Raw genomic sequence first — 25,915 nt, 5'->3', positions numbered from 1 at the left:
CCCCCCTCGGATGGATGGATCAGTCAGCCAATCGGCCCTAGAACGGCCGCTGCAGGGCGTGGTGACGAAATTGGCAGGACTAGTTTTCGCTGGGCTGATTTCGCCCTGCCCAGCGACAGGTCCGAACCGGTGAGGCAAGGCTCCGCTGTCCCAGCCGTGCCCACCCACCACCGATTGCTGCCGATTGAGGGATCCATGGCGACACATACTGAACCGGTTGCTCCGGTACCGGCGGCGGAGCGCCGCGGCGCAGGGCAGGTGATCATCACCTGGATCACCACGACCGACCACAAGAAGATCGGGCACCTGTACCTGATCACGTCGTTCGCGTTCTTCCTGATCGGCGGGGTGCTGGCGATGGCGATCCGGGCGGAGCTGGCCCGGCCGGGGCTGCAGCTCATCTCCAACGAGCAGTACAACCAGGCGTTCACCATGCACGGCACGATCATGCTGTTGCTGTTCGCCACCCCCACGTTCGCCGGGTTCGCCAACGCGGTCATGCCCTTGCAGATCGGCTCACCGGACGTCGCCTTCCCGCGGCTGAACATGCTCTCGTACTGGCTGTTCCTGTTCGGCGGCCTGGCGGTGCTCAGCAGCTTCCTGACGCCCGAGGGCGCCGCCGACTTCGGCTGGACCGCCTACACCCCGCTCAGCAGGGAGGAGCGCACCCCTCAAGTGGGCGGTGATCTGTGGATCATGGGGCTGGCATTCGCCGGGTTCGGCACGATCCTCGGCGCGGTCAACTTCATCACCACCATCATCTGCATGCGTGCCCCCGGCATGACCATGTTCCGCATGCCGATCTTCACCTGGAACGTGCTGCTCACCTCGGTCCTGGTCCTGTTCGCCTTCCCCGTCCTGGCCGCCGCGCTGCTCGCGCTGGAGGCGGACCGGAAATTCGGCGCGCACATCTTCGACCCGGCGAACGGCGGAGCGATCCTGTGGCAGCACCTGTTCTGGTTCTTCGGTCACCCCGAGGTCTACATCCTCGCTCTGCCGTTCTTCGGCGTGGTCACCGAGATCCTTCCGGTCTTCTCCCGTAAGCCGATCTTCGGCTACATGGGCCTGGTCGGCGCCACCATCGCCATCACCGGCCTGTCCGTGACCGTGTGGGCCCACCACATGTTCGCCACCGGCGCCGTGCTGTTGCCGTTCTTCTCCTTCATGAGCTTCCTCATCGCCGTACCGACCGGCGTGAAGTTCTTCAACTGGATCGGCACGATGTGGAAGGGCTCGATCTCGTTCGAACCCCCGATGCTGTGGGCGGTCGGCTTCCTTGTCACGTTCCTCTTCGGCGGCCTTTCCGGAGTGATCCTGGCCTCGCCGCCGATGGACTTCCACGTCACCGACAGCTACTTCGTGATCGCGCACTTCCACTACGTGCTGTTCGGCACGATCGTCTTCGCGATGTTCGGCGGATTCAGCTTCTGGTGGCCGAAGATGACCGGCACCATGCTCGACCAACGCCTCGAGAAGGTCCACTTCTGGACGCTGTTCGTCGGCTTCCACACCACTTTCCTCGTCCAGCACTGGCTCGGTGCTGAGGGCATGCCCCGCCGTTACGTCGACTACCTCGCCGCCGACGGGTTCACCGCACTCAACACCGTCTCCTCCATCGGCTCCTTCCTCCTCGGCCTGTCCACCCTGCCCTTCCTCTACAACGTCTGGAAAACCGCCCAACGTGGCAAACGGGTCCAGGTCGACGACCCCTGGGGATACGGCCGCTCCCTGGAATGGGCCACCTCCTGCCCGCCGCCCCGCCACAACTTCGTCACCCTGCCGCGCATTCGCTCCGAATCCCCCGCCTTCGACCTGCACCATCCGGATCTGGCACAGCTCGACGAGCGAGAGCGCGCCGGTAAGCGCGACGTCCTGGACGCCGGCGGTCACAACGGCGAACGGCCATGAGCCACGAAGCGCACGGCGGACCCCACGGCGACCGGGACAGCGTTCTGGCCGACGAGGTCGAGGGCTACCTGCTCGCCCACGTCCATCACGACCAGGCGCGCCGTGAGGCCGAATCCCTCTGCGCCCGCATGCCGTGGCTGACCGGCGCCCAAGCCGAGGACCTCACCCGCCACTACGTCCACGTGCGCATCGGCCTCAGCCGTCAGATGCTGCTCGACGTAGCCGAGCGAGCCGGCCGGCTGCGGCAGGAGTACGAGGAGCGGTACGCCGACCTCCGACGCGACCTGCTCAAACGCCACGCCGCCTGTGCCTGCGCAGTCCTCGCCTGCGCCGGAGGCGTGAGCACACTGGCGTGCCTGCTCGCCCGCTGACGGTTGGATCCGGACACGCGGAAACCCGCCGATGGTCCCTGGCTCCCGCCCATCCCTATGGACCGCCGAGGCCGGCGGTCCATAGGAGGCGTCAGTCGTCGGACGCGTGTCGCCGGAGCCGCGCTCGGTTCCCCGCCCGTTGCCGGTGAGCGGGGCGCACGGGTCGCCTGATAAAGCCAAGCCGGCTCCGGCAGGCATCTAGGCAGCCGGCATGCCGCGGTTTCGGCCGGTTGACCGACGTGAGTCGGTTTGTCGGGCGGCGGCGCTGGCTGCCAGCCCCAGCAGCAGAGCGACGGTACCCACGGTGACGTTGCTGACGATGGACCTCGTAGAGGTGACGTCACCTGCCACGACCCAGGGGGCGATGATGGTCCACACGCCCAGGGCGCAGGCCGCCCACGCCATGCTGTGCGTGCGCTCGTAGGCACGCCCGAAGCCACCGCTCATCAGGACCGCATAGGCGATGCCGACGATCAGGTTGTTGACGGCCAGTGTCGTGAGGTCGTTGAACCCCACGATCCATGGCGACGCCGCCAGATACAGGCCGGTGAGGAGAGCCATCGTCTCCACGGTCTGCGCCTGGGGGGTGGTCGCCGCGCGCTCGGCCATCTCGTGGCGCGTGCGCATGTCGAGGATGTCGGGATGGGTTTCCATGGGGGATCGGGGAGAGGTTGTCATTCCTGCCACCTCCGATGTTGCGTGATCTCCGGATGCGAATGAGCGAGTACCCATATTTCAGCCCGATTCCGGTTCCGGCGGCCGATCGGCGCCTGCAGGCCGATGCACGTGACAGGACCCGTCGCACGCGCCGAAGTCGGTACCCCTCGCGGCACGACAGTACGGCCGACACGACGGCGTGGGCCGGTCATGCCAGTCCACGGTGGTGCGAGCAGGCCAAACCGGACCAGACGCAGCCTCGAGGCATAGGTTGACGGACTCAGCCGGGGCACTCGGTGAACATCGACAGGTCCGAGACCCTGAGGGAAATCATGAACGTGACAGAACGAGGTACCGGCGACGGTCAGACACGGCAGAGAAGACTGGACATCTATCTCAATGATCACCTGGCCGGGGCGACGGCCGGTGTGGAGCTCGCCCGGCGCATGGTCCAGGAGCACGGAGACTCGCCGTACGGCGACGACCTGAAGAACCTGGCGGCGGAGATCTCGCGGGACCGGCAGGCACTGCTGCGACTCCTGGCAGACCTCGACGTTCCCGTAAAGCACTACAAGGTCTACGGGGCATGGCTGGGCGAGAAGATCGGGCGTGTGAAGCCCAACGGGCGCCTGCTGCGTCGCTCCGGCCTCACCGTGCTGGTCGAACTCGAAGCACTGCGGCTGGGGGTACAGGGCAAGGCGTTGCTCTGGCGCAACCTGCTCTCCGTAGCGGCGCAGGACTCACGCCTGGACTTTGACCGGCTGGAGCGACTGCGGCAAAGGGCCGGGCAGCAGAGCGAGACGTTGGATTCCCTGCACGTCAGAGCCGCAACGGCGCTGCTGTCCCCCACCCCACTGCCGGCAGCGACATCACAGGCCACCACCGCGCAGGACGCACCCTCGTGATCACTCCTGAGCAGATCGAGGCCCTCCTCGGCACCGGCGTACCGTCCCGGCGTGATCTCAAGGAGATGGCCGCTCCGGGCACCGCTGTGACACAGCTCGGCGCCTGAGAACGTCTGGTCCGCAGATCCGGCGCCGCGGGGCCCGACGGCCTGCGCTCCGTGGCTTCGTACGGCACCGCGCACGGCGATCCGCAGCGGCGCCATTCGCCGCCTGGCTGTTCCGTCCCGGTCGCCGCCGTTCTTGCCGGTTGACTCCGGACGGCAGCGGGTACGTGGCGTCGGCCTGGTTCCGGGCCGTCAGCCGAGTAGACCCCCGTAGGCTTCGACCCTCTCGAACACCAAGGCATCCTGCTGGACCGCCAGCTGCGCAACTGGCGGGTGGTCGACGGCCCCCGGGATCCCGTACGCAAGACCATGGGCAAGGACCGCTGAACGACGTCCGCCTCATGGCCGGAACAGCCCTGAACTCCCTGGCACCCAAGCGGACTTGCCGCGGTCCGGCGCGGAGCCCGCCAAAGGCCACGGGGTGCCGCCCGTCGGCCCCCGACGACCGTTCGTCGCGTCCGGCATACCGTTCATCGCATCCCGTCGACGCGTTCCGGCGGGCCGACTTCCCAACTGGGCGCCAGATTCCTATCGTTCGGGATCATGAGTCCCCCCATAGCCCCGCCCGGCTGGAGCCGCTGGCTGGTTCCGCCGGCTGCCCTTTCGGTCCATCTCTCCATCGGTCAGGCCTATGCCTGGTCCGTGTTCAAGCCGCCCCTGGAGTCCGCGCTCGACCTCAGCGGTACGCAGAGCGCACTGCCGTTCCAACTGGGCATCGTGATGCTCGGGTTGTCCGCAGCGTTCGGCGGCACGCTCGTCGAGCGGAACGGGCCGCGCTGGGCGATGACCGTGGCCCTGTGCTGCTTCTCGTCCGGCTTCCTGCTGTCGGCGCTGGGTGCCGCCACCGAGCAGTACTGGCTGATCGTCTTCGGCTATGGCTTCGTCGGCGGGATCGGTCTCGGCATCGGGTACATCTCGCCCGTCTCCACGCTCATCAAGTGGTTCCCGGACAGGCCCGGCATGGCCACCGGCATCGCCATCATGGGCTTCGGCGGCGGCGCGCTGATCGCCTCACCCTGGTCCGCGCAGATGCTGGAGTCGTTCGGCTCCGACAGTTCCGGTATCGCGCTCGCCTTCCTCGTGCACGGGCTGACGTACGCCGTCTTCATGCTGCTCGGCGTTCTCCTGGTGCGCGTGCCGCGCACAGAAAAGCCGGTGGCCTCCGGGCCGAGCGCCTACGAGGGCGTCCAGGTGTCGGCGCGCAACGCCGTGCGCACCCCGCAGTTCTGGTGTCTGTGGATCATCCTCTGCATGAACGTCACCGCGGGCATCGGCATCCTGGAGAAGGCCGCCCCGATGATCACGGACTTCTTCGCGGACACCTCGACGCCGGTCTCGGCTTCGGCGGCGGCCGGCTTCGTCGCGCTGCTCTCGGCGGCCAACATGACGGGCCGAATCGTCTGGTCGTCGACGTCCGACCTGGTCGGGCGCAAGAACATCTACCGCCTGTATCTGGGCGCGGGCGCCCTGATGTACGCGCTGATCGCGTGGGTGGGGGACTCTTCGAAGCCGCTGTTCATCATCTGCGCGCTGGTGATCCTCTCCTTCTACGGAGGCGGCTTCGCGACCATCCCCGCCTATCTGAAGGACCTCTTCGGCACCTACCAGGTCGGCGCGATCCACGGCCGGCTGCTCACCGCCTGGTCGACCGCCGGAGTCCTCGGACCGCTGATCGTCAACTGGATCGCGGACCGGCAGGAAGAGGCGGGCAAATCCGGTGAGGCCCTGTACGGACTGTCGCTGATCATCATGATCGGGCTGCTGGCCATCGGCTTCGTCGCCAATGAACTCGTACGCCCCGTCCACGCCCGCCACCACGTCCCCGCCCCGAAGGAGGCCGCCGATGTCCACGAGCGACAGCAGTCCGCCTAGCACACCGGCCGGCACTCCGCCCGGGCGCCGGGGGCTGATCGCCTTCTCCTGGGTGTGGGTGGGGGCGCCGCTCGCCTACGGTCTGTACGAACTGGTGCGGAAGGCGACGCAACTGTTCACCGGGTAAGTGCTCGGGTGTCCAAGCGTTCAACAAAAGCCGACAAGGCTGAGGCCGCTTTCCTGTGGCTTCACCTGCCCTCGTACCCGTGAGTACCCGAACAGACTGGTGGGTCATACACCCAGGCAACGAGGGGGACCGCCCATGAGGGGCTCACGCATCGCCGCCGTCGGCCACTACCAGCCCGCCAAGGTACTCACCAACGAGGACCTGGCGGGTCTGGTCGACACCAGCGACGAGTGGATCAGGAGCCGGGTGGGCATCCGCACACGGCATATCGCCGGACCCGACGAACCGGTCGACGAGCTGGCCGCGCACGCCGCCGCCAAGGCCCTCGCGGCGGCCGGACTCGCACCCGACGACATCGACCTGGTCCTGGTGGCGACCTCCACCGCGGTCGACCGCTCGCCGAACATGGCCGCCCGGGTCGCCGCCCGGCTCGGCATCCCGTCCCCGGCTGTGATGGACCTCAACGTCGTCTGCGCGGGCTTCACGCATGCGCTGGCCACCGCCGACCACGCGGTACGCGCCGGGGGCGCGAGCCGGGTGCTCGTCATCGGCGCCGACAAGATGTCCGACGTCGCGGACTGGACGGACCGTACGACCTGCGTGCTCGTCGGGGACGGGGCGGGGGCCGCGGTCGTCGAGGCCTCGGAGGAGACCGGTATCGGGCCGGTTCTGTGGGGTTCGGTGCCCGAGATGGGGCACGCGGTACGGATCGAGGGCACGCCTTCGCGGTTCGCACAGGAGGGGCAGAGCGTCTACCGGTGGGCCACCACCCAGCTCCCGCCCATCGCGCGCAAGGCCTGCGAGCGGGCGGGCCTGGCCCCAGAGGACCTCGCCGCGGTCGTCCTGCACCAGGCGAACCTGCGCATCATCGAGCCGCTCGCCGAGAAGATCGGCGCCGTGAACGCCGTCGTCGCGCGCGATGTCGCCGAGTCCGGCAACACGTCCGCGGCGAGCATCCCGCTCGCCTTCTCGAAGCTCGTCGAACACGGCGAGATCTCCACCGGCGACCCGGTGCTGCTCTTCGGCTTCGGCGGCAATCTGTCGTACGCGGGACAGGTGGTCCGCTGCCCATGACGTGCGGGTTCCCGGTGGTGTGACGAGCCCAACTCCCCCTCGCCCTGGCTGTTGTGCGCCGTAGACTGTAGACGAAAGACAATTGATACTGGCTGGCACCGGCTTTCGGCTACCGCGCTGCCGTTGCACAGGAGGGGGACCGCGATGTTGTCGACAGGACTGCCGCAGGGGGCGGTACCCAAGCTCGAACGGCCGGGGCCGCTCAGGGATCGTGTTTACGAGGCGCTCCTTGAACTCATCACGACGCGCGCCCTGCAGCCCGGCCAGCACCTGGTCGAGAGCGAGCTCGCCGGGCATCTCGGGGTCTCCCGGCAGCCCGTGCGCGAGGCCTTGCAGCGGCTGAACACCGAGGGCTGGGTCGATCTGCGGCCCGCGCAGGGCGCGTTCGTGCACGAGCCGACGGAGCAGGAGGCGGACCAGCTCCTCACGGTCCGTACGCTCCTGGAGGCCGAGGCTGCCCGGCTCGCCGCGGCTGCCGCGGGCAGTGCCGGCATCAGCGCCCTTGAGGAGCTGTGCGCGGAGGGCGAGCGGGCGGTGGACGCCGACGACGTGGACGGCGCGGTCGCGATGAACGCCCGCTTCCACGCGAAGGTCATGGAGCTGGCGGGCAACGCGGTCCTCGCGGAGCTGGCGGCGCAGGTCGACCGGCGGGTCCGCTGGTACTACACGCCGGTCGCCCGCCAACGCGGTCACCAGTCCTGGATCGAACACCGCGAACTCATCGCGGCGATCTCGGCCCGAGACGAGCAGCGCGCGACGGAGGTCATGCGCGCCCACACGGAGCACACGCGCAGGACGTATCACGCGCGCGAGAAAGCCTGACCGGCTCCGGTTCGGACGGCAGCCGTCTCTCCAACCCGCGGGCGCGCTGCGGTGGTTGAGGCACAGGACCACCTTCAGGGCCGTACCCGGCCAGGGATTCCTGGGTGTGTCGCCGCGTCCAAAACCGCGTTGCGTGGCAGTTCCCGGGCGCTTTAGCTTTGCGGATGACTTCTCACCTCCACGCGCTCTGCTTCGATGCGAACGACCCGCTCCGTCTCGCGCGCTTCTGGGCCGGCTTCCTGGGCTGGGAGATGTCCGACGACTACTCCGAGGGCATCGTGCTCCTACCGAGCGATGACACCGGGTTCCGGATGCGGTTCCTTCCGAGCCAGGAGCAGAAGACCGGCCAGAACCAGATGCACTTCGATCTGACGAGCACGTCCCTCCAGGACCAGCAGCAGACGGTGGCGAGGGCCCTGGAATTCGGTGCCCGTCACATCGACATCGGTCAGCGTCCCGAGGAGGGTCACGTGGTGCTGGCCGACCCCGAAGGCAATGAGTTCTGCGTCATCGAGCCGGGCAACAACTTCCTTGCCGACTGCGGATTCATCGGAGCGATCGCGTGCGACGGCTCGCAGGAGGTCGGGTACTTCTGGAGCCAGGCGCTGGGCTGGCCGTTGGTCTGGGACCAGGACCAAGAGACCGCGATCCGCTCGCCGCACGGCGGTCCGAAGGTCACGTGGGGCGGTCCGCCCCTGATGCCGAAGACCGGAAAGTACCGGCTGCATTTCGACCTCGCTCCGCCTGCCGACGGTGATCTGCAGGCTGAGGTCGACCGCCTCGTCTCCCTGGGGGCGACTCGCATCGACATCGGCCAGGGCGAGGTCCCCTGGGTGGTGATGGCCGATCCCGACGGCCATGAGTTCTGTGTGCTGGGGCCCCGATAACGCGAGCGATCCGGGTGGGCGGCCCTGCCCTCCTCAGAGTGGGCTCGGAGCCACCGTCGGCCACTCTTTGTCCTGTGAGTGGAAAAAGTAGGCACGAATTACTGCTCAACTTCTTCCCACCCCCGGCAACCGCTGCTACGTTCCCCTCGAAAGCACGACGAAGCGGTGCCGATGAGGCGGGGAGGGGCTCGTGAGACGTATGACGGCGCGACCCGCGAACGCCCACCAGGCGCGGCTGCTCAGGCTGTTGCGTGACGACGGGCCCAACTCCCGTGCCCAGCTGGGCGATCGGGTCGATCTCTCGCGGTCCAAGCTGGCCGTGGAGGTCGAGCGGCTCCTGGAGACGGGGCTCGTGGTGGCCGACGGACTCGCCGCCTCGCGCGGTGGCCGCCGGTCCCACAACATCCGGCTCGCGCCCGCTCTGCGCTTCCTCGGCGTGGACATCGGCGCGACGTCGATCGATGTGGCCGTCACCAACGCCGAGTTGGAAGTGCTGGGACACATCAACCAGCCCATGGACGTACGCGAGGGCCCGGTCGCGGTCTTCGAGCAAGTCCTGTCCATGGCGGCGAAGTTGAGGGCCTCGGGGCTCGCGGAAGGTTTCGACGGCGCCGGCATCGGCGTACCAGGACCGGTCCGTTTCCCCGAGGGTGTCCCGGTCGCCCCGCCGATCATGCCGGGCTGGGACGGGTTCCCGGTGCGCGAGGCGCTGAGCCAGGACCTCGGCTGCCCCGTCATGGTCGACAACGACGTGAACCTGATGGCCATGGGGGAGCAGCACGCGGGCGTCGCACGCTCCGTGGGCGACTTCCTCTGCGTCAAGATCGGCACCGGCATCGGCTGCGGCATCGTCGTCGGCGGTGAGGTCTACCGCGGTACGACGGGCAGCGCCGGCGACATCGGCCACATCCTCGCGGTACCGGACGGCCGCCAGTGCGCCTGCGGCAACCGGGGCTGCCTGGAAGCCCACTTCAGCGGCGCCGCACTTGCCCGCGACGCCACGGAAGCCGCCCAGCAGGGGCTGTCACCGGAACTGTCGAGCCGCTTGGAGACGAACGGCAGCCTCAGCGCCGTCGACGTCGCCGCCGCGGCCGTCGCGGGCGACACCACGGCACTCGATCTGATCCGCGAGGGCGGCTTCCGCACCGGCCAGGTCATCGCCGGACTCGTCAGCTTCTTCAACCCCGGCCTGGTGGTGATCGGCGGCGGAGTGACCGGCCTCGGCCACACCCTTCTCGCCGCTATCCGCACCCAGGTCTACCGCCAGTCGCTGCCCCTCGCGACCGGCAACCTCCCGATCGTCCTAGGGGAGTTGGGCCCCACTGCCGGAGTCATCGGCGCGGCCCGGCTCATCAGCGACCACCTGTTCTCACCTGCTTGACGCAGCACGTCACGCTCCACCAGGGCCGCACGTAAAGCCACCAGCACAGCACACGCACCGCTCCGACACACCACCCTGCATCACTCCAGCACAGCACCCCGCACCGCCCCTGCCCTACCCCGCCCTGCCCTGAACCGGCCCGCACGCCCGCCAAGGGGAACCGTCATGGCATCCGAACCACCGCTGCTCACCATGTCCGGGATCACCAAGTCGTTCCCCGGCGTCCGCGCGCTCGACGGCGTCGACCTCGACGTCCAGCCCGGCGAGGTGCACTGTCTGCTCGGCCAGAACGGCGCCGGGAAGTCCACCCTCATCAAGGTCCTGGCCGGCGCCCACCAGCCCGACAACGGCACCATCAGCTGGCGCGGCGACCCCGTCACCCTCCGCTCGCCAATCGCCGCCATGCGCCTCGGCATCGCCACCATCTACCAGGAACTCGACCTGGTGGAGGGCCTGTCGGTGGCCGAGAACGTCTACCTGGGTCATGAGCCGACGACCGCCGGTTTCGTCGTACGACGCAAGGGTGCGCGCTCCTCAACGGCCGCCCTGCTCAAGCGACTTGGTCACCCCGAGATCGATCCGGCCCGGCTCGTCGGCGACCTGTCCGCCGCCCAGCAGCAGATCGTCTCCATGGCGCGGGCTCTCTCCCACGACGTACGCCTCATCGTCATGGACGAACCGTCCGCCGCCCTCGACCCCGACGAGGTCGACAACCTCTTCCGCATCGTCGGCGACCTCACCGGCGACGGCGTCGCGGTCGTCTACATCTCGCACCGCCTGGAGGAGATCCGCCGCATCGGCGACCGCGTCACGGTCCTCAAGGACGGGCGCGCGGTGGCCGGCGGGCTGCCCGCGAAGTCGACGCCGACGAGTGAGGTCGTGGCGCTGATGACGGGGCGGAACGTGGAGTACGTCTTCCCCGAGCGGCCCGTGCACGACGCGCTCCCGGAACCGGTACTCGAGGTCAAGGGCCTGGCCCGCGAAGGGGAGTTCGCACCCCTCGACCTCAGCCTCCGGCCGGGCGAGATCGTCGGCCTCGCCGGACTCGTCGGCTCCGGACGCTCCGAGATCCTGGAGACCATCTACGGCGCGCGCAAACCGACCGCAGGTCAGGTCCTCGTCGAAGGAAGGCGGTTGAAGCCTGGCAGCGTACGGGACGCCGTCCGCGCCGGACTCGGACTCGCCCCCGAGGAACGCAAGGCACAAGCCCTGCTGATGCTGGAATCCGTCACGCGCAACGTGTCCGTGTCCTCCATGTCCCGCTTCTCGTACGGGGGTTGGCTGGACCGGAGCGGCGAGCGGGAAGCGGCCCTGAAGGCCACGCGCGAGCTGTCGCTGCGCCCCGACAACCCCTCCGTGCCCGTGCGCACCCTCTCCGGCGGCAACCAGCAGAAGGCCGTACTGGCCCGCTGGCTGCTGCGCGGCTGCCGGGTGCTGCTGCTCGACGAGCCCACCCGTGGCGTCGACGTCGGCGCCCGCGCCGAGCTGTACGCCGTCATCCGCCGCCTCGCCGACGAAGGCCTGGCCGTGCTCCTGGTCTCCAGCGAAGTCCCCGAAGTCCTCGGCCTCGCCGACCGCGTCCTGGTGCTCCGCGAGGGCCACGTCGTGCACACGGCGCCCGCCCGGGAGCTCGACGAACCCCGTGTACTCGACCTCGTCATGGAAGGAACTCCGGCGTCATGACGCAGCACGCATCACCGCCCCGGGATGACACCCCGAAAATGTCGCCGGTGGAGGGACCCAGCCCCTGGCGGGCACTCACGGCCCGCGCCGACGTCCGCACCCTCTCGCTGCTCGGCGTACTCGCCGCCCTGATCATCATCGGCGGCATCACCAAGCCCGACCAGTTCCTCGACACCCGCAACCTTCAACTCGTCCTCACCCAGGCCTCGGTCATCGGTGTCGTCACCGTCGGCATGACCTTCGTCATCGTCTCCGGCGGCATCGACCTGTCCGTCGGCGCGATCGTCGCGCTCGCCTCCGTATGGGCCACGACGGTGGCCACCCAGGAGTACGGCTTCATCGGCATCCTCTTCACCTCGATGGTCGTCGGCGTGGGCTGCGGCCTGGTGAACGGCATGCTGATCGCGTACGGAGCCATGGTCCCGTTCATCGCGACGCTCGCCATGCTCGCCTCGGCCCGCGGGCTCGCTCTGCAGATCACCGACGGAAACACCCAGGTCGTCACGGTCCAGAGCGTGCTGGACCTCGGCGGACGCGACGCCTACATCCTGGGCATCCCGCCGCTGGTCATGGTCTTCGCGGTGGTCACCGTCATCGGCTGGCTGCTGCTCAACCGCACCACCTTCGGGCGGCGCACGGTGGCCGTCGGCGGCAACGCGGAGGCGGCCCGGCTCGCGGGCATCGACGTCCGCCGGCAGCGGCTGTACCTGTATCTGCTCTCCGGGCTGTGCTGCGGCATCGCCGCCTTCCTGCTGATCGTGCTGGCCGGTTCGGGCCAGAACACCAACGGCAACCTGTACGAACTCGACGCCATCGCGGCCGCGATCATCGGCGGCACGCTGCTCAGCGGCGGGCGCGGCACCATCGTCGGCTCGGTGCTCGGCGTCCTGATCTTCACCACGATCACCAACATCTTCGCCTTGAACAACCTGCAGAGCGACGTCCAGCAGATCGCCAAGGGCGCGATCATCGTCGCCGCCGTGCTCGTCCAGCGCCGTACCGCACACACGACTTGACGCCGCACCACAAGCACGACTTGACGCCGTAGCGCCAGCACGACTTGACGCCGTAGCGCCAGCACGACTTGAGCCGTTTCGCACGTCCTTCACGGAAGGGTCCACCGCCATGCCAGAGTTCACCAGCCGCAGAGGACTGCTCTTCGGCACCGCCGCCGTCGGGGCCGGTGCGCTCCTCACCGGTTGCACGAGTAACGAGTCCAGCGACGAGCCGGCCTCCAACGACCAGCCCGCCGCCGACGACAAGCCCGGCAAGCCCGTCACCATCGGCTTCGCGGGCCCGCAGGCCGACCACGGCTGGCTGAACGCCATCAACGACAACGCCAAGAACCGGGCCAAGAAGTACAAGGACGTCACGCTGGAGATCACCGAGGGCTCCAACGACACCGCCCAGCAGATCGGCCAGATCGAGACCCTGATCAACAAGAAGGTCGACGTCCTGGTGGTCCTGCCCGCCGACGGCAAGGCCCTCACCCAGGTCGGGCTCCAGGCCATGCGCGCCGGCATCCCCGTCGTCAACCTCGACCGGATCTTCAACTCGCCGCAGGCATACCGCTGTTGGATCGGCGGCGACAACTACGGCATGGGCCTGAACGCCGGTCACTACATCGGCGAGAAGCTCAAGGGCAAGAAGAACGCCCGCGTCATCGAACTCGCCGGGCTCGACAACCTGGAGCTGACCCAGCAGCGTACGCAGGGCTTCGACGCGGCCCTCAAGAACTACCCGAACATCAAGAAGGTCGCCCGGCAGGCCGCCGACTTCACCGTCGAGTCGGGGCAGGCCAAGATGTCCCAACTCCTGCAGGCCCAGTCGAACTTCGACGCCCTGTGGAACCACGACGACGACCAGGGCGTGGGCGCCCTGCGCGCCATCGACCAGGCCGGGCGCGACGACTTCCTGATGGTCGGCGGCGCGGGCGCGCTGTCCGCCTTCCAGGCCATCAAGGCGGACGACGGCGTCCTCAAAGCCACCGTCCTCTACCCGCCCACCATGGCCGCCTCCGCGATCGACCTCGCCCGCGCCCTGGGCCAGGGCAAGGGCGTAGGCGGCCTCGCCGAGTTCGAGATCCCGGCGTCCCTGACGCTCTACTCGGCAGTCGTCGACAAGGAGAACGTCGACCAGTACATGCCCACCGGCTTCAAGTGACGTGCCCGCCGGGTTCGAGTGGGTGCTGCGCCGCGCCCCGTAAGGGGCGCGGGGCTGTGACATTTGCGGCTCAGCCGCGATGGGGGTCCCCCGCTCGAGCGAAGCCGGGAGTGGGCAAGCGACCAGCCACGACGGACCCGCAGTTTTCCAACCGCACCTCTCGCGGAGCGCCCCGTAAACACCCCCCACAGCGCACCACGACGACGAGGAGGACATCTCCATGGGACAGCCGCACCAGGGCGACGAGGCAGCCAAGCCCGCGCTGGGCGTTGGCATGGTCGGATACGCGTTCATGGGCGCCGCCCACTCCCAGGGCTGGCGCACCGTGGGCCGCGTCTTCGATCTGCCACGCCGCCCCGTCCTCGCCGCCGTCTGCGGCCGCGACGGACAGGCCGTACGAGCGGCGGCCGACCGGCTCGGCTGGGCGGCGGCCGAGACCGACTGGCGGTCGCTGATCGCTCGGGACGACGTCGACCTCGTCGACATCTGCACGCCCGGCGACAGCCACGCCGAGATCGCGCTTGCCGCACTGGCCGCCGGCAAGCACGTGCTGTGCGAGAAGCCCCTCGCCAACACGGTGGAGGAGGCCGAGGCGATGACCGAGGCCGCCGAAGCCGCCGCCCGACGCGGCCAGGTGGCGATGGTCGGCTTCAACTACCGCCGGGTGCCCGCCACTTCCCTCGCCCGGAAGATGGTCGCCGAGGGACGGTTGGGCGCCCTGCGCCACGTACGGGTGACGTACCTTCAGGACTGGCTGGTGGACCCGGAGTTCCCGCTGACCTGGCGGCTGCGCAAGGAGACGGCGGGCTCGGGCGCGCTCGGCGACCTGGGTGCGCACATCGTCGACCTCGCGCAGTACCTCGTGGGCCAGCCGGTCGTGGGAGTGTCCGCGCTCACCGAGACCTTCGTACGGGAAAGGCCGCTGCCCGGCGGCCCGACCAGCGGCCTGTCCGCCGTCTCCTCCAATGGCGTCGGTCAGGTCACCGTGGACGACGCCGCCGTCTTCACCGGCCGTTTCGCGTCGGGCGCCCTCGCCTCCTTCGAGGCCACCCGGTACGCCACCGGCCGCAAGAACGCCCTGCGCATCGAACTCAACGGTGAGCACGGCTCGTTGGCCTTCGACCTGGAGCGGCTCAACGAGCTCGAGTACCACGACCACCGGGAGCCCGGCACCCACGCGGGCTTCCGCCGCATCCTGGTCACCGAGCCCGATCACCCCTACCTGGAGGCCTGGTGGCCGCCCGGTCACGGCCTCGGCTACGAGCACACCTTCGTCCACCAGGCCCGCGACCTGGTGAACGCCATCGCCGAGGGCAGCGCACCGGCGCCCTCCTTCGCCGACGGACTGCAGGTGCAGCGCGTGCTCGCGGCCGTCGAGGAGAGCGCCGCGAAGAACTCCGTATACACCCCCGTCGCGAGTTGAGGAGGGCCCTTCCATGCCGCGCAACTTCACGCTCTTCACCGGCCAGTGGGCCGACCTACCGCTTGAGGAGGTCTGCCGGCTCGCCCGCGACTTCGGCTACGACGGACTCGAACTCGCCTGCTGGGGCGACCACTTCGAGGTCGACAAGGCACTCGCCGACCCCTCGTACCTCGACTCCCGGCGCCAACTGCTCGACAAGTACGGCCTGAAGTGCTGGGCCATCTCCAACCATCTGGTCGGCCAGGCGGTCTGCGACGCCATCATCGACGAACGCCACCAGGCCATCCTCCCGGCCCGCATCTGGGGTGACGGTGAGGCGGAAGGCGTACGGCAGCGGGCGGCGTCCGAGATCGCCGACACCGCACGCGCGGCGGCGGCCTTCGGCGTCGACACCGTCATCGGCTTCACGGGGTCCGCGATCTGGCATCTGGTCGCGATGTTCCCGCCCGCCCCCGAATCGATGATCGAGCGCGGCTACGAGGACTTCGCCCTGCGCTGGAACCCGATCCTCGACGTCTTCGACCACGAGGGCGTGCGGTTCGCCCACGAGGTCCACCCCAGCGAGATCGCGTACGACTACTGGACAACCCAGCGCGCGCTGGAGGCAGTTGACCACCGTCCGGCCTTCGGGCTGAACTTCGACCCCTCGCACTTCGTCTGGCAGGACCTCGACCCGGTCGGCTTCCTGTGGGACTTCCGCGACCGGATCTACCACGTCGACTGCAAGGAAGCACGCAAGCGCCTCGACGGACGCAACGGCCGCCTCGGCTCGCACCTGCCGTGGGGCGACCCGCGGCGCGGCTGGGACTTCGTGTCCGCCGGCCACGGCGATGTGCCCTGGGAGGACGTCTTCCGGATGCTGCGCTCCATCGACTACACGGGACCCGTCTCGGTCGAGTGGGAGGACGCCGGCATGGACCGCCTCCAGGGTGCACCCGAGGCACTCACCCGGCTCAAGGCGTACGACTTCGAGCCGCCGACGGCGTCCTTCGACGCGGCGTTCGGCGGCAACGACTGATCTTTCCGACGCACCTCCGGGGTGACGGCGCACCCCGGCGTTCCGCACACACCCGTACGACCAGCCCCATCGTGGAGGCATTCGTGCACCCGTACGTCAGAAACAGGAACACCAGAAGCCACACCAGACGCCCGAGACTTCGTGGGGCCCTCGCGTTGCTGAGCGGCCTGCTGCTGGCGGGCGCCTCACTCGGCCTCACCGCCCCCGCGGCCGGCGCAGCCGTTGCCGACCCGGGTGGCACCCCGGCGGCGGCTGCCGAGCCCGCGGCCGAGGACTTCCAGCAGGTCACCCTCGCCAAGGGCGAGCCCGAGACCGGCGAGCCCATGTCGCTCGCCGTCCTCCCGGACCGCTCGGTCCTGCACACCTCGCGCGACGGGGAGTTGCGGATCACCGACGCCGCGGGCAACACGAAACTCGCGGGCAAGCTCGACGTGTACGCGCACGACGAGGAAGGTCTGCAGGGCATCGGCGTCGACCCCGGCTTCGCCGACAACCGCTTCATCTACCTCTACTACGCCCCGCCGATGAACACCCCGGCGGGTGACGCCCCGGAGACGGGCACCGCCGCCGACTTCGCGCCGTTCGACGGCGTCAACCGGCTCTCGCGCTTCGTCCTGAAGGCCGACGGCACCCTCGACAACGCCAGCGAGAAGAAGATCCTCGACGTCCCGGCATCCCGTGGCATCTGCTGCCACGTCGGCGGCGACATCGACTTCGACGCGGCGGGGAACCTGTACCTGTCGACCGGTGACGACTCCAACCCGTTCCAGTCGGACGGCTTCACCCCCATCGACGAGCGCGCGAACCGCAACCCGGCCTTCGACGCCCAGCGCACGGCCGGCAACACCAACGACCTGCGCGGCAAGATCCTCCGCATCAAGGTGAACGCCGACGGCTCCTACGCCATCCCCGACGGCAACCTCTTCGCGCCCGGCACGGACAAGACGCGTCCCGAGATCTACGCGATGGGCCTGCGCAACCCGTTCCGCTTCAGCGTCGACAAGAAGACGGGGATTCTGTACGTGGGTGAGTACGGCCCCGACGCAGGAGCCGCCGACCCGGCCCGTGGTCCCGCAGGCCAGGTCGAGTTCGCCCGCATCACCAAGCCCGGCAACTTCGGCTGGCCGTACTGCACCGGCGACAACGACGCCTACGTCGACTACGACTTCGCAACCGGCGCTTCCGGTGCGGCATTTGACTGCGCCGCCCCCAAGAACACCTCGCCGAACAACACCGGCCTGACCGAGCTGCCTCCCGCGCAGCCCGCCTGGATTCCGTACGACGGCGCGTCCGTACCGGAGTTCGGCGACGGCTCCGAGTCCCCGATGGGCGGCCCGGTCTACGACTACGACCCCGAGCTCGACTCGCCGGTCAAGTTCCCCGAGGCGTACGACGGGGACTTCTTCGCCGGGGAGTTCGGCCGCCGCTGGATCAAGCGCATCAGCTCGGACGCCGACGGCACCGTGCAGTCCATCAATGACATCCCGTGGACCGGCACCCAGGTGATGGACATGGCCTTCGGCCCGGACGGCGCGCTGTACGTCCTCGACTACGGCCTGGCCTGGTTCGGCGGTGACGAGAACTCGGCCCTCTACCGGATCGAGAACGCCACCGACGGTCGCTCGCCCGTGGCGCAGGCCGCCGCCGACCGGACGTCGGGCCAGGCACCGCTGAGGGTGAAGTTCTCGTCCGCCGGCACCAGTGACGCCGACGGCGACTCCCTCACCTACAGCTGGGACTTCGGCGACGGCGGCAAGTCGACGTCGGCCAACCCCACGCACAAGTACACGAAGAACGGGACGTACACGGCGACGCTGACGGCCAAGGACGCCGGCGGCCGGACAGGCAGCGCGAGCGTGCAGATCGTGGTGGGCAACACGGCGCCCAAGGTGACCCTGGAACTGCCGGGCGACGGGCAGCTGTTCAGCTTCGGAGACGCGGTGCCCTTCAAGGTCAAGGTCACCGACCCGGAGGACGGGGCCATCGACTGTGCCAAGGTGAAGGTCAGCTTCGTCCTCGGCCACGACAGCCACGGACACCCGCTCACCTCCGCGAACGGCTGCTCCGGCACCCTCCAGACCAGCGCCGACGGCGGCCATGACGAGAACGCGAACATCTTCGGCGTCATCGACGCGGAGTACACCGACGGCGGTGGCGGCGGCCAGGAGGCGCTCACCAGTCACGACCAGGCGGTCGCGCAGCCCAGGCACCGGCAGGCCGAGCACTTCGGGAAGACCTCGGGCACCACGGTGCAGTCGCGTACCACCGCGCACGGCGCCAAGACCGTCGGCGACATCAACAGCGGCGACTGGATCTCCTTCGAGCCCTACGTGCTGAGCAACGCCACGAAGATCACGGCACGGGTCGCCTCCGGCGGCGCGGGCGGAAAGCTCGAGGTCCGCGCGGGCTCGCCCACGGGCCGTCTCCTCGGCACCGCGACCGTTCCGGTGACCGGAGGCTGGGAGACCTACCAGGACGTCAGCGCGTCCCTGACGAAAGCACCCCGCGGCACGACCACGCTCTACCTCGTGTTCAAGGGACGAGGGACCGGAGCGCTGTACGAGGTGGACGACTTCACCTTCACGACTCGCTGAGGGGGTGGGCTGTCATGCGCGCAAAAGGCAGAACGGTGACCGCCGTGCTGGGCGCCGCCCTGCTCATCGGGTGTGTGTCGGGGCCGGCCGCGTCGAAAGGGCCTGATGCGAAGCAGGCCGAGTCGAAGGAGGCTGACGTCAAGGGGCGTGCGGACGGCCGGGTGCTGGTGTTCTCCAAGACCGCCGGGTTCCGGCACGACTCCATCCCCGACGGGATCGCCGCGGTGAAGGACCTCGGCGCCGAGGGCGGGTTCACGGTGGACGCGACAGAGGACGGGGCAGCTTTCACCTCCCGCAACCTCGCCAAGTACGACGCCGTCGTGTTTCTGTCCACCACCGGAGATGTGCTCAACGACGCCCAACAGCGTGCCTTCGAGGGCTACGTCCGGCGCGGCGGCGGCTACGTGGGCGTCCATGCGGCCGCCGACACCGAGTACGACTGGGCCTTCTACGGCGGCCTCGCGGGCGCCTACTTCCAGTCGCACCCGGCGATCCAGCCCGCACGGATCGACGTCGAGGACCGTGCGCATCCGGCCACCTCGCACCTGGGGGAGGCCTGGGACCGTACGGACGAGTGGTACAACTACCGCTCCAATCCCCGGGACCGGGCCCATGTCCTGGCCTCGCTCGATGAGTCGTCGTACACCGGCGGCACGATGAACGGCGACCATCCGATCGCCTGGTGCCAGAACTACCAGGGCGGCCGTTCCTTCTACACCGGGGTCGGCCACACCAAGGAGTCGTATGCCGATCCCGCCGTCCGGCAGCACCTGCTGGGCGGAGTGCGCTGGGCGATCGGGGCCGCGGAGGCCGACTGCCGCCCGGAGAACGGTTACCGGCCGCTCTTCGACGGCACGGAGGAGTCACTGTCCGCCTGGAAGCAGGCGGGGCCGGGCTCGTTCACCCTCAGCGACGACGGCACGCTGACGTCGTCGGGTGGCCTGGGCATGCTCTGGTACGGCGACTCGCAGTTCGGTTCGTACTCGCTGAAGCTCGACTGGAAGGTGGCCGGGGACGACAACTCCGGTGTCTTCGTGGGCTTCCCGGCCTCCGACGATCCCTGGTCGGCGGTCAACAACGGGTACGAGATCCAGATCGACGCCACGGACACGCCCGACCGCACCACCGGGTCCGTCTACAGCTTCCAGTCCGCCGACATCAGGAAGCGCGACAGTGCGCTGAACCCGCCGGGGGAGTGGAACACGTACGAGATCCGCGTGGAGGGCGAACGGCTCCGCGTGTATCTCAACGGCGTGAAGATCAACGATTTCACCAACACCGATCCCGCGCGAAGCCTGCGTGACGGTCATATCGGCATCCAGAACCACGGGGCCGAAGACCAGGTGTCCTTCCGTGACATCCGGATCAAGGAACTGCCCGTGAAGGCGTCGACACGGTCGGCTCCAGCGGGTGACTGAGCGACGGCGGGCGGGGGACGCCGGACTCCCGCTCGCCGTCTTACCCCCTCTTACTGCTGTGTTTCTGCACGGCTCTCTGGTTTCTGTACGGCCGTCTGGTTCGCGTACGGCCCTTTTGGCTCGCGTACGACAAGGAGGCTGACCATGTCCGCCGAACCGTTCCCTTCCGAGTCCCGGATGTCCCAGTCGCGGGTGCCCGAGTCACGGGTGGGCGTGTGGCTGATCGGAGCGCGCGGTTCCGTTGCCACCACCGTTGTCGCGGGCTGCGCGGCCATGACCGCCGGCCTGCACCCTCCGACGGGCATGGTCACCGAGACCGACCTCTTCTCCGGCTCCGGACTGCCGACGTTGTCGTCCCTCGTCTTCGGCGGCCACGACACGGAGGACTGCCCCCTGCCCAAGCGCGCGGAAGTCCTGGCCGCCGGGGGAGTCATGCCGCACGGCCTCCCGACGGCCGTGGGTGCGGAACTCGCCGCTGCGGACCGGGAGATCAGGCCGGGCGGCCCCCTCCCCGGGGATACCCGGGACACGAAGGAACTGGTGGCCGCCTTCGCCACGGACATGCGGGACTTCGTACGCCGTCACGGTCTCGCGCGGGCGGTGGTCGTGAACGTCGCGTCCACGGAACCCGCTCCGGCCAGGACCGAGCTGCCCCCGAGCTCGCTCTACGCGGCGGCGGCGTTGCGGGCCGGCTGCCCATACGTCAACTTCACGCCGTCCACGGGCCTGCACCACCCTGCGCTGGCGTCAGCCGCCGTCTCCTCCGGGCTGCCGTACGCAGGCCGTGACGGCAAGACCGGCCAGACCCTGCTGCGGTCGGTCCTCGGCCCGATGTTCGCGCAGCGGGCCCTGGCGGTCCGCGCCTGGTCCGGCACCAACCTGCTGGGCGGCGGCGACGGCGCGGCCCTGTCCGACCCGGCTGCCGCGGCGGCGAAGAACGCGGGCAAGGAACGTGTCCTCGCCGACACCCTCGCCGCGGTTCCCGAGGGCGAGGTCCACATCGACGACGTACCGGCGCTCGGCGACTGGAAGACCGCCTGGGACCACATCGCCTTCGACGGCTTCCTCGGCACCCGCATGATCCTCCAGACCACCTGGCAGGGCTGCGACTCCGCCCTCGCCGCACCCCTGGTCCTGGACCTGGCCCGCCTGGTGGCACGGGCCCACGAGAGGGGTCTGTCGGGCCCCTTGCGCGAACTCGGCTTCTACTTCAAGGACCCGGTGGGCGACGGGCCTTCGGCGCTCGGGGAGCAGTACGCGGAACTGGCGCGGCTCGCGGGGCGGTTAGGGGCTTCGGGGGCGTCGCACGTGTCGGGAGCGCAGGGGCTGCGGGAGTCGCGAGGGCTGTCGGAGGAGGGGCGATGACGGGGCCGGGGCGCGAGGTGCCGCAGGGCGCTTCGGCGGACGAGTCCGCGCGGCACCGGTCGGGGCGGCTGAGTGGCGGTGAGTCCCCGTCGAACGGAAGCACCGGCTCGGCGGCGACCGGTGTCGATCAACCCCTCCGCTATGGCTACGGCACCAACGGCCTCACCGACCTCCGCCTGAACGATGCCCTCTCCCTGCTCGCCGACCTCGGCTACGACGGCGTAGGGCTGACGCTCGACCACATGCACCTGGACCCCCTTGCCCCGGACCTCGTGACCCGCACCCGTCGAGTCGCCCGCAGGCTGGAGGAACTCGGACTGGGCGTCACCGTCGAGACCGGCGCCCGCTATGTCCTCGACCCGTGGCGCAAACACGGTCCGTCCCTGCTCGACCCGGATCCGGGTCAACGGGCCAGACGCGTCGACCTGTTGATCCGCGCGGTCCAGGTAGCCGGCGACCTGGGCGCCCACGCGGTGCACTGCTTCAGCGGCATCACCCCCGAGAACACGGACGAGGACACCGCCTGGAAACGCCTCGCCGAAACACTCGCCCCCGTCCTGGACGCCGCCACCACCGTCGGCATCCCACTCGCCATCGAACCCGAACCTGGCCACCTCCTCGCCACCCTCACCGACTTCCACCGTCTCCGCCGGACCCTCGGCAGCCCGGACGCCCTCGGCCTCACCCTCGACATCGGCCACTGCCAGTGCCTGGAACCCCTCTCACCTGCGGAGTGCATACGCGCCGCCGCCCCCTGGCTCCGCCACGTCCAGATCGAGGACATGCGCCGCGGCCTCCATGAACATCTCCCCTTCGGTGACGGAGAGATCGACTTCCCGCCCGTACTCGAAGCCCTGGCCACCACCTCCTATCAGGGCCTGATCGTCGTCGAACTGCCCCGCCACTCCCACGCCGGCCCTCAACTCGCCGAGCGATCCCTCCAGTTCCTGCACCATGCGGCCGCCGGTCTCAAGTCCAAGGAGCCCGACAACTCCCAAGACCCCGACAAGACCGCGACCCCCGGCGAGGGCGCCGCCTCCGAAGGGAGAACCCCGTGAACCACCTGCACAACGCCGCCGCTCCTTCTCCCACCAGCGCTTCTCCCGCCACGCCGACGGAAGCCGTCGCCGCCCTGCACGCCCGCCTGAACTCCCAGCTGGACGCCGCCGCCCGCGCCTGGCTGGATCGGGCACTTGACGAAGCGGAGGCCCACCCGGGCGCTCACGGGCCCATTTCCGTCTGGGAGTTGCGCATCGCCGAGGCGGGTCGCCGTTGCGGGCCCGAGCACGCTGACGCCGCCCGCGTCCTCCTTCTGCACAGGGCCAGGGCCGACGCCGACACCCTGGCCCGCGTCTACCGGCAGGGCACCGCCGCCGAACGCCGCGCCGTCCTGCACGCCCTGCCCCACCTCGTACCGGGCCCCGACGCCCTGCCGATCGTCGAGGACGCACTGCGCACCAACGACACCCGGCTCCTGGCCGCCGCTGTCGGCCCGTACGCCGCCCGGCATCTGGACGCCCACAACTGGCGGCACGCGGTCCTGAAGTGCCTGTTCACCGGCGTCCCCATAGACGCGGTGGCCGAACTGCCCCGCCGCGCCCGCGCCGACCTCGAACTGGCCCGCATGCTCGGCGACTACGCCGACGAACGCTCCGCCGCGGGCCGTCCCGTGCCCGAGGACCTGTACCGCGTCCTGGCCCTGACCGAGCCCGGGAGCGACGTGCCGACCGCTTCGGCACCGTCGGACCATCCCGGCACCCCGTCCGGCAAGGAGTCCTGATGCGCATCTTCGACCCCCACATCCACATGACGTCACGGACCACTGACGACTACGAGGCCATGTACACGGCCGGCGTCCGAGCCGTCGTCGAACCCTCCTTCTGGCTCGGTCAGCCCCGCACCTCACCCACCTCTTTCCTCGACTACTTCGACTCGCTACTGGGCTGGGAACCCTTCCGCGCCGCCCAGTACGGCATTGCCCACCACTGCACGCTCGCCCTCAACCCCAAGGAGGCGAACGACCCCCGCTGCGTGCCCGTCCTCGACGAACTGCCCCGGTATCTCGTCAAGGACCAGGTCGTGGCCGTCGGCGAGATCGGCTATGACTCGATGACTCCCGCCGAGGACACCGCCCTGGCTTTCCAGCTTCAGCTCGCCGCCGACCACGGGCTGCCCGCCCTCGTCCACACCCCGCACCGGGACAAGCTGGCGGGCCTGCGCCGCACCCTCGACGTCGTCCGGGAGTCCGCGCTGCCCCCGGACCGGGTGCTCGTCGACCACCTCAACGAGACCACGGTCAAGGAAGCCAAGGACGGCGGCTGCTGGCTCGGGTTCTCCGTTTATCCGGACACCAAGATGGACGAGGAGCGGATGGTCGCGGTGCTGCGGGAGTACGGGCCCGAACAGGTCCTGGTCAACTCCGCCGCCGACTGGGGCAGAAGCGATCCGCTCAAGACCCGTAAGGTCGGCGACGCCATGCTCGAGGCAGGTTTCACCGAGGACGACATCGACCAGGTGCTGTGGCGCAACCCCGTCGCCTTCTACGGACTCAGCGGTCGGCTCACCCTCGACGTCGCCGCCACGGACGCCACCCATGAGGGCAACTCCATCCTCCGCGGCACCCCGGTCACCGACGCGGCCACCCCGGAGGCGTAACCCATGCGTTTCCGACACCCCGACGGATCGACAGTCCACCTCGCCTATTGCACGAACGTCCACCCGGCCGAGACGTTCGACGGCGTCCTCGCCCAACTCCGCGACCACTGCGAACCCGTACGCCGTCGCCTCGGCCGCGACCGCCTCGGTATCGGCCTGTGGCTGGCCAAGGACGCCGCCCACGCCCTTGTGAGCGACCCGTCCGCTCTGCGCCGACTGCGCACCGAGCTCGATGCCCGAGGCCTTGAGGTCGTCACCCTCAACGGCTTCCCGTACGAAGGCTTCGGCGCCGAAGAGGTCAAGTACCGCGTGTACAAGCCGGACTGGGCCGACGTCGAACGCCTCGCCCACACCACCGCCCTGGCCCGTGTCCTCGCCGGACTCCTGCCCGACGACGTCAGCGAAGGCACCATCTCCACCCTGCCGATCGCCTGGCGTACCGCTTATGACGACTCGCGTGCCGCCCAGGCCCACACGGCCCTCGCCACCTTGGCCGAACGCCTCGACGTCCTTGAGGAGTTGACGGGACGCTCCATCCGTATCGGCCTGGAGCCGGAGCCCGGCTGCATCGTCGAAACCACCGCCGATGCCATCGCCCCGCTCACCGCGATCGACCACAACCGCATCGGCCTCTGCGTCGACACCTGTCACCTCGCCACCTCCTTCGAAGATCCGCACATCGCCCTGGACGCGCTGACCACGGCCCGCGTCCCCATCGTCAAGTCCCAGCTCTCAGCCGCCCTGCACGCCGAACACCCCCACCTTCCCGGAGTACGCGAGGCCCTGGCCGCCTTCGACGAGCCCCGCTTTCTGCACCAGACCCGCACCAGCGCCACCGCAGCCGGCCTGGCCGGCACCGACGACCTCGGCGAAGCCCTCAAGGGCGACGCCCTGCCGGACACGTCCCCCTGGCGCGCCCACTTCCACGTCCCGCTGCACGCGGCCCCGGCCGCGCCCCTCACTTCCACGCTGCCCGTACTCAAGGACGCACTGACTCGACTGGTGGGCGGCCCGCACCCGCTCACCCGGCATCTGGAGGTCGAGACCTACACCTGGCAGGCCCTCCCGACCGAGCTGCGCCCACGTGGCCGCGCCCAGCTCGCGGACGGCATCGCCGCCGAACTCACCCTCGCCCGCGACCTGTTGACGGACCTCGGCCTGAAGGAACTGCCGTGACCCAGGCCCGTGCACCGACCGGTGACCCGGTCCCGGCGCTATCGCGTGGCGGTCGTGCCCCTCGACCCGTCACCTATTCGCGGCAGCCACGGCCGCATCCCCACGAGCGACGACGAACGTCCGCTCCCCATCTGCTCCACCCCCCGCACTGTCGGCGGCCGCCACGCGGTCACCGACGTGAAATCGCTCCTGCTTCATCTGGCCGGTCTCGACTGATCGGCGCCGACGGGCACGCCATGGCCCGCGGTCCCACCCGACCTGTCTCTTCCAACTGGTCACAAGTGAAGCACTCACCACTGACAACGCCCTTCG

22 protein-coding genes and 1 pseudogene are annotated in these 25,915 nt (G+C 69.4%); 22 read left to right on the top strand and 1 reads right to left on the bottom strand.

Going from position 1 to position 25,915, the window contains the following annotated elements; translation table 11 throughout:
* The first annotated feature begins 195 nt into the window (after positions 1-195).
* Both ctaD and ACFYO0_RS26140 read left to right on the top strand, forming a co-directional pair.
* Positions 196-1,908, top strand: a complete 1,713-nt coding sequence (ctaD, locus tag ACFYO0_RS26145; RefSeq protein ID WP_388680477.1) for a cytochrome c oxidase subunit I — start codon at positions 196-198, stop codon at positions 1,906-1,908.
* The gene (locus ACFYO0_RS26140) at positions 1,905-2,279 is read left to right on the top strand and encodes a hypothetical protein (protein ID WP_388680474.1); all 375 of its coding nucleotides are present in this window, start codon (positions 1,905-1,907) and stop codon (positions 2,277-2,279) included. The genes ctaD and ACFYO0_RS26140 overlap by 4 nt, the downstream gene beginning before the upstream one ends.
* A gap of 198 nt (positions 2,280-2,477) precedes the next feature.
* Here the strand turns inward: ACFYO0_RS26140 and ACFYO0_RS26135 are convergent, their stop codons facing one another.
* Positions 2,478-2,957, bottom strand: a complete 480-nt coding sequence (locus ACFYO0_RS26135; protein ID WP_388680471.1) for an SPW repeat protein — start codon at positions 2,955-2,957, stop codon at positions 2,478-2,480.
* A gap of 311 nt (positions 2,958-3,268) precedes the next feature.
* On the opposite strand from ACFYO0_RS26135, the gene ACFYO0_RS26130 reads away from it, so the two are divergent.
* The 20 genes and pseudogenes from ACFYO0_RS26130 to ACFYO0_RS26035 all read left to right on the top strand — a co-directional run.
* Positions 3,269-3,841: a hypothetical protein gene (locus tag ACFYO0_RS26130; protein ID WP_388680468.1), complete on the top strand. Its 573-nt coding sequence runs from the start codon at positions 3,269-3,271 to the stop codon at positions 3,839-3,841.
* Between the two features lie 647 nt (positions 3,842-4,488).
* Positions 4,489-5,817: an OFA family MFS transporter gene (locus ACFYO0_RS26125; protein WP_386341444.1), complete on the top strand. Its 1,329-nt coding sequence runs from the start codon at positions 4,489-4,491 to the stop codon at positions 5,815-5,817.
* Positions 5,789-5,944 carry a hypothetical protein gene (locus ACFYO0_RS26120; protein ID WP_386341446.1) on the top strand — a complete coding sequence of 52 codons (156 nt, stop codon included), beginning with the start codon at positions 5,789-5,791 and terminating at the stop codon, positions 5,942-5,944. Before ACFYO0_RS26125 ends, ACFYO0_RS26120 begins: the two co-directional genes overlap by 29 nt.
* Before the next feature lie 135 nt (positions 5,945-6,079).
* Positions 6,080-7,018, top strand: coding sequence for a beta-ketoacyl-ACP synthase III (locus ACFYO0_RS26115; protein ID WP_388680465.1), 939 nt, complete (start codon positions 6,080-6,082; stop codon positions 7,016-7,018).
* 144 nt (positions 7,019-7,162) lie between these two features.
* A complete protein-coding gene (locus ACFYO0_RS26110; protein WP_388680462.1) occupies positions 7,163-7,840 on the top strand; it encodes a GntR family transcriptional regulator in 678 nt (225 codons plus the stop codon).
* Positions 7,841-8,004: 164 nt separating this feature from the next.
* Positions 8,005-8,727, top strand: a complete 723-nt coding sequence (locus ACFYO0_RS26105) for a VOC family protein (RefSeq protein WP_388680460.1) — start codon at positions 8,005-8,007, stop codon at positions 8,725-8,727.
* 199 nt (positions 8,728-8,926) lie between these two features.
* Entirely contained in the window at positions 8,927-10,108 is a 1,182-nt protein-coding gene (locus ACFYO0_RS26100; protein WP_189326998.1) for an ROK family transcriptional regulator, read from the top strand.
* A gap of 165 nt (positions 10,109-10,273) precedes the next feature.
* Positions 10,274-11,791, top strand: coding sequence for a sugar ABC transporter ATP-binding protein (locus tag ACFYO0_RS26095; RefSeq protein WP_388680457.1), 1,518 nt, complete (start codon positions 10,274-10,276; stop codon positions 11,789-11,791).
* Positions 11,788-12,807, top strand: a complete 1,020-nt coding sequence (locus ACFYO0_RS26090; RefSeq protein ID WP_388680455.1) for an ABC transporter permease — start codon at positions 11,788-11,790, stop codon at positions 12,805-12,807. The genes ACFYO0_RS26095 and ACFYO0_RS26090 overlap by 4 nt, the downstream gene beginning before the upstream one ends.
* Positions 12,808-12,916: 109 nt before the next feature.
* Complete coding sequence (locus tag ACFYO0_RS26085; protein WP_388680452.1) at positions 12,917-13,954, top strand: substrate-binding domain-containing protein; 1,038 nt, start codon at positions 12,917-12,919, stop codon at positions 13,952-13,954.
* A gap of 220 nt (positions 13,955-14,174) precedes the next feature.
* Entirely contained in the window at positions 14,175-15,377 is a 1,203-nt protein-coding gene (locus tag ACFYO0_RS26080) for a Gfo/Idh/MocA family protein (RefSeq protein WP_388680450.1), read from the top strand.
* Positions 15,378-15,390: 13 nt separating this feature from the next.
* Positions 15,391-16,395, top strand: a complete 1,005-nt coding sequence (locus tag ACFYO0_RS26075; RefSeq protein WP_388680446.1) for a sugar phosphate isomerase/epimerase family protein — start codon at positions 15,391-15,393, stop codon at positions 16,393-16,395.
* 83 nt (positions 16,396-16,478) lie between these two features.
* Positions 16,479-18,989 (top strand): PQQ-dependent sugar dehydrogenase, encoded by a 2,511-nt coding sequence (locus tag ACFYO0_RS26070; protein ID WP_388680993.1) that lies wholly within the window; start codon positions 16,479-16,481, stop codon positions 18,987-18,989.
* A 14-nt stretch (positions 18,990-19,003) separates the two neighbouring features.
* Positions 19,004-20,407, top strand: a complete 1,404-nt coding sequence (locus ACFYO0_RS26065) for a ThuA domain-containing protein (protein WP_388680443.1) — start codon at positions 19,004-19,006, stop codon at positions 20,405-20,407.
* A 144-nt stretch (positions 20,408-20,551) separates the two neighbouring features.
* Positions 20,552-21,772 carry an inositol-3-phosphate synthase gene (locus tag ACFYO0_RS26060; protein ID WP_388680441.1) on the top strand — a complete coding sequence of 407 codons (1,221 nt, stop codon included), beginning with the start codon at positions 20,552-20,554 and terminating at the stop codon, positions 21,770-21,772.
* Positions 21,769-22,830: a sugar phosphate isomerase/epimerase family protein gene (locus ACFYO0_RS26055; RefSeq protein WP_388680438.1), complete on the top strand. Its 1,062-nt coding sequence runs from the start codon at positions 21,769-21,771 to the stop codon at positions 22,828-22,830. The genes ACFYO0_RS26060 and ACFYO0_RS26055 overlap by 4 nt, the downstream gene beginning before the upstream one ends.
* Positions 22,827-23,552, top strand: coding sequence for an EboA domain-containing protein (locus ACFYO0_RS26050; protein ID WP_388680435.1), 726 nt, complete (start codon positions 22,827-22,829; stop codon positions 23,550-23,552). The genes ACFYO0_RS26055 and ACFYO0_RS26050 overlap by 4 nt, the downstream gene beginning before the upstream one ends.
* Positions 23,552-24,427: a TatD family hydrolase gene (locus ACFYO0_RS26045; protein WP_388680432.1), complete on the top strand. Its 876-nt coding sequence runs from the start codon at positions 23,552-23,554 to the stop codon at positions 24,425-24,427. Before ACFYO0_RS26050 ends, ACFYO0_RS26045 begins: the two co-directional genes overlap by 1 nt.
* A gap of 3 nt (positions 24,428-24,430) precedes the next feature.
* Positions 24,431-25,603 (top strand): metabolite traffic protein EboE, encoded by a 1,173-nt coding sequence (gene eboE, locus ACFYO0_RS26040; protein WP_388680430.1) that lies wholly within the window; start codon positions 24,431-24,433, stop codon positions 25,601-25,603.
* A 36-nt stretch (positions 25,604-25,639) separates the two neighbouring features.
* Positions 25,640-25,819: pseudogene (locus tag ACFYO0_RS26035) on the top strand (alkaline phosphatase family protein); the annotation flags it as partial.
* Between the last annotated feature and the right edge of the window lie 96 nt (positions 25,820-25,915).

It is taken from the genome of Streptomyces sp. NPDC006365 (assembly GCF_042870755.1).
In the GTDB taxonomy this organism is placed as follows: Bacteria; Actinomycetota; Actinomycetes; order Streptomycetales; family Streptomycetaceae; genus Streptomyces; species Streptomyces xiangluensis.
This window is presented reverse-complemented; position numbering and strand designations above follow the sequence as displayed.

Bases quoted from the DNA above. Each gene is read 5' to 3' on its own strand.
- ACFYO0_RS26085 (WP_388680452.1), top strand. From the start codon at position 12,917: ATGCCAGAGTTCACCAGCCGCAGAGGACTGCTCTTCGGCACCGCCGCC.
- ctaD (WP_388680477.1), top strand. From the start codon at position 196: ATGGCGACACATACTGAACCGGTTGCTCCGGTACCGGCGGCGGAGCGC.
- ACFYO0_RS26090 (WP_388680455.1), top strand. From the start codon at position 11,788: ATGACGCAGCACGCATCACCGCCCCGGGATGACACCCCGAAAATGTCG.
- ACFYO0_RS26055 (WP_388680438.1), top strand. From the start codon at position 21,769: ATGACGGGGCCGGGGCGCGAGGTGCCGCAGGGCGCTTCGGCGGACGAG.
- ACFYO0_RS26120 (WP_386341446.1), top strand. From the start codon at position 5,789: ATGTCCACGAGCGACAGCAGTCCGCCTAGCACACCGGCCGGCACTCCG.
- ACFYO0_RS26140 (WP_388680474.1), top strand. From the start codon at position 1,905: ATGAGCCACGAAGCGCACGGCGGACCCCACGGCGACCGGGACAGCGTT.
- ACFYO0_RS26125 (WP_386341444.1), top strand. From the start codon at position 4,489: ATGAGTCCCCCCATAGCCCCGCCCGGCTGGAGCCGCTGGCTGGTTCCG.
- ACFYO0_RS26075 (WP_388680446.1), top strand. From the start codon at position 15,391: ATGCCGCGCAACTTCACGCTCTTCACCGGCCAGTGGGCCGACCTACCG.
- ACFYO0_RS26135 (WP_388680471.1), bottom strand. From the start codon at position 2,957: ATGACAACCTCTCCCCGATCCCCCATGGAAACCCATCCCGACATCCTC.
- ACFYO0_RS26100 (WP_189326998.1), top strand. From the start codon at position 8,927: ATGACGGCGCGACCCGCGAACGCCCACCAGGCGCGGCTGCTCAGGCTG.
- ACFYO0_RS26105 (WP_388680460.1), top strand. From the start codon at position 8,005: ATGACTTCTCACCTCCACGCGCTCTGCTTCGATGCGAACGACCCGCTC.
- ACFYO0_RS26060 (WP_388680441.1), top strand. From the start codon at position 20,552: ATGTCCGCCGAACCGTTCCCTTCCGAGTCCCGGATGTCCCAGTCGCGG.
- ACFYO0_RS26065 (WP_388680443.1), top strand. From the start codon at position 19,004: ATGCGCGCAAAAGGCAGAACGGTGACCGCCGTGCTGGGCGCCGCCCTG.
- ACFYO0_RS26080 (WP_388680450.1), top strand. From the start codon at position 14,175: ATGGGACAGCCGCACCAGGGCGACGAGGCAGCCAAGCCCGCGCTGGGC.
- ACFYO0_RS26110 (WP_388680462.1), top strand. From the start codon at position 7,163: ATGTTGTCGACAGGACTGCCGCAGGGGGCGGTACCCAAGCTCGAACGG.
- ACFYO0_RS26095 (WP_388680457.1), top strand. From the start codon at position 10,274: ATGGCATCCGAACCACCGCTGCTCACCATGTCCGGGATCACCAAGTCG.
- ACFYO0_RS26045 (WP_388680432.1), top strand. From the start codon at position 23,552: ATGCGCATCTTCGACCCCCACATCCACATGACGTCACGGACCACTGAC.
- ACFYO0_RS26130 (WP_388680468.1), top strand. From the start codon at position 3,269: ATGAACGTGACAGAACGAGGTACCGGCGACGGTCAGACACGGCAGAGA.
- ACFYO0_RS26115 (WP_388680465.1), top strand. From the start codon at position 6,080: ATGAGGGGCTCACGCATCGCCGCCGTCGGCCACTACCAGCCCGCCAAG.
- eboE (WP_388680430.1), top strand. From the start codon at position 24,431: ATGCGTTTCCGACACCCCGACGGATCGACAGTCCACCTCGCCTATTGC.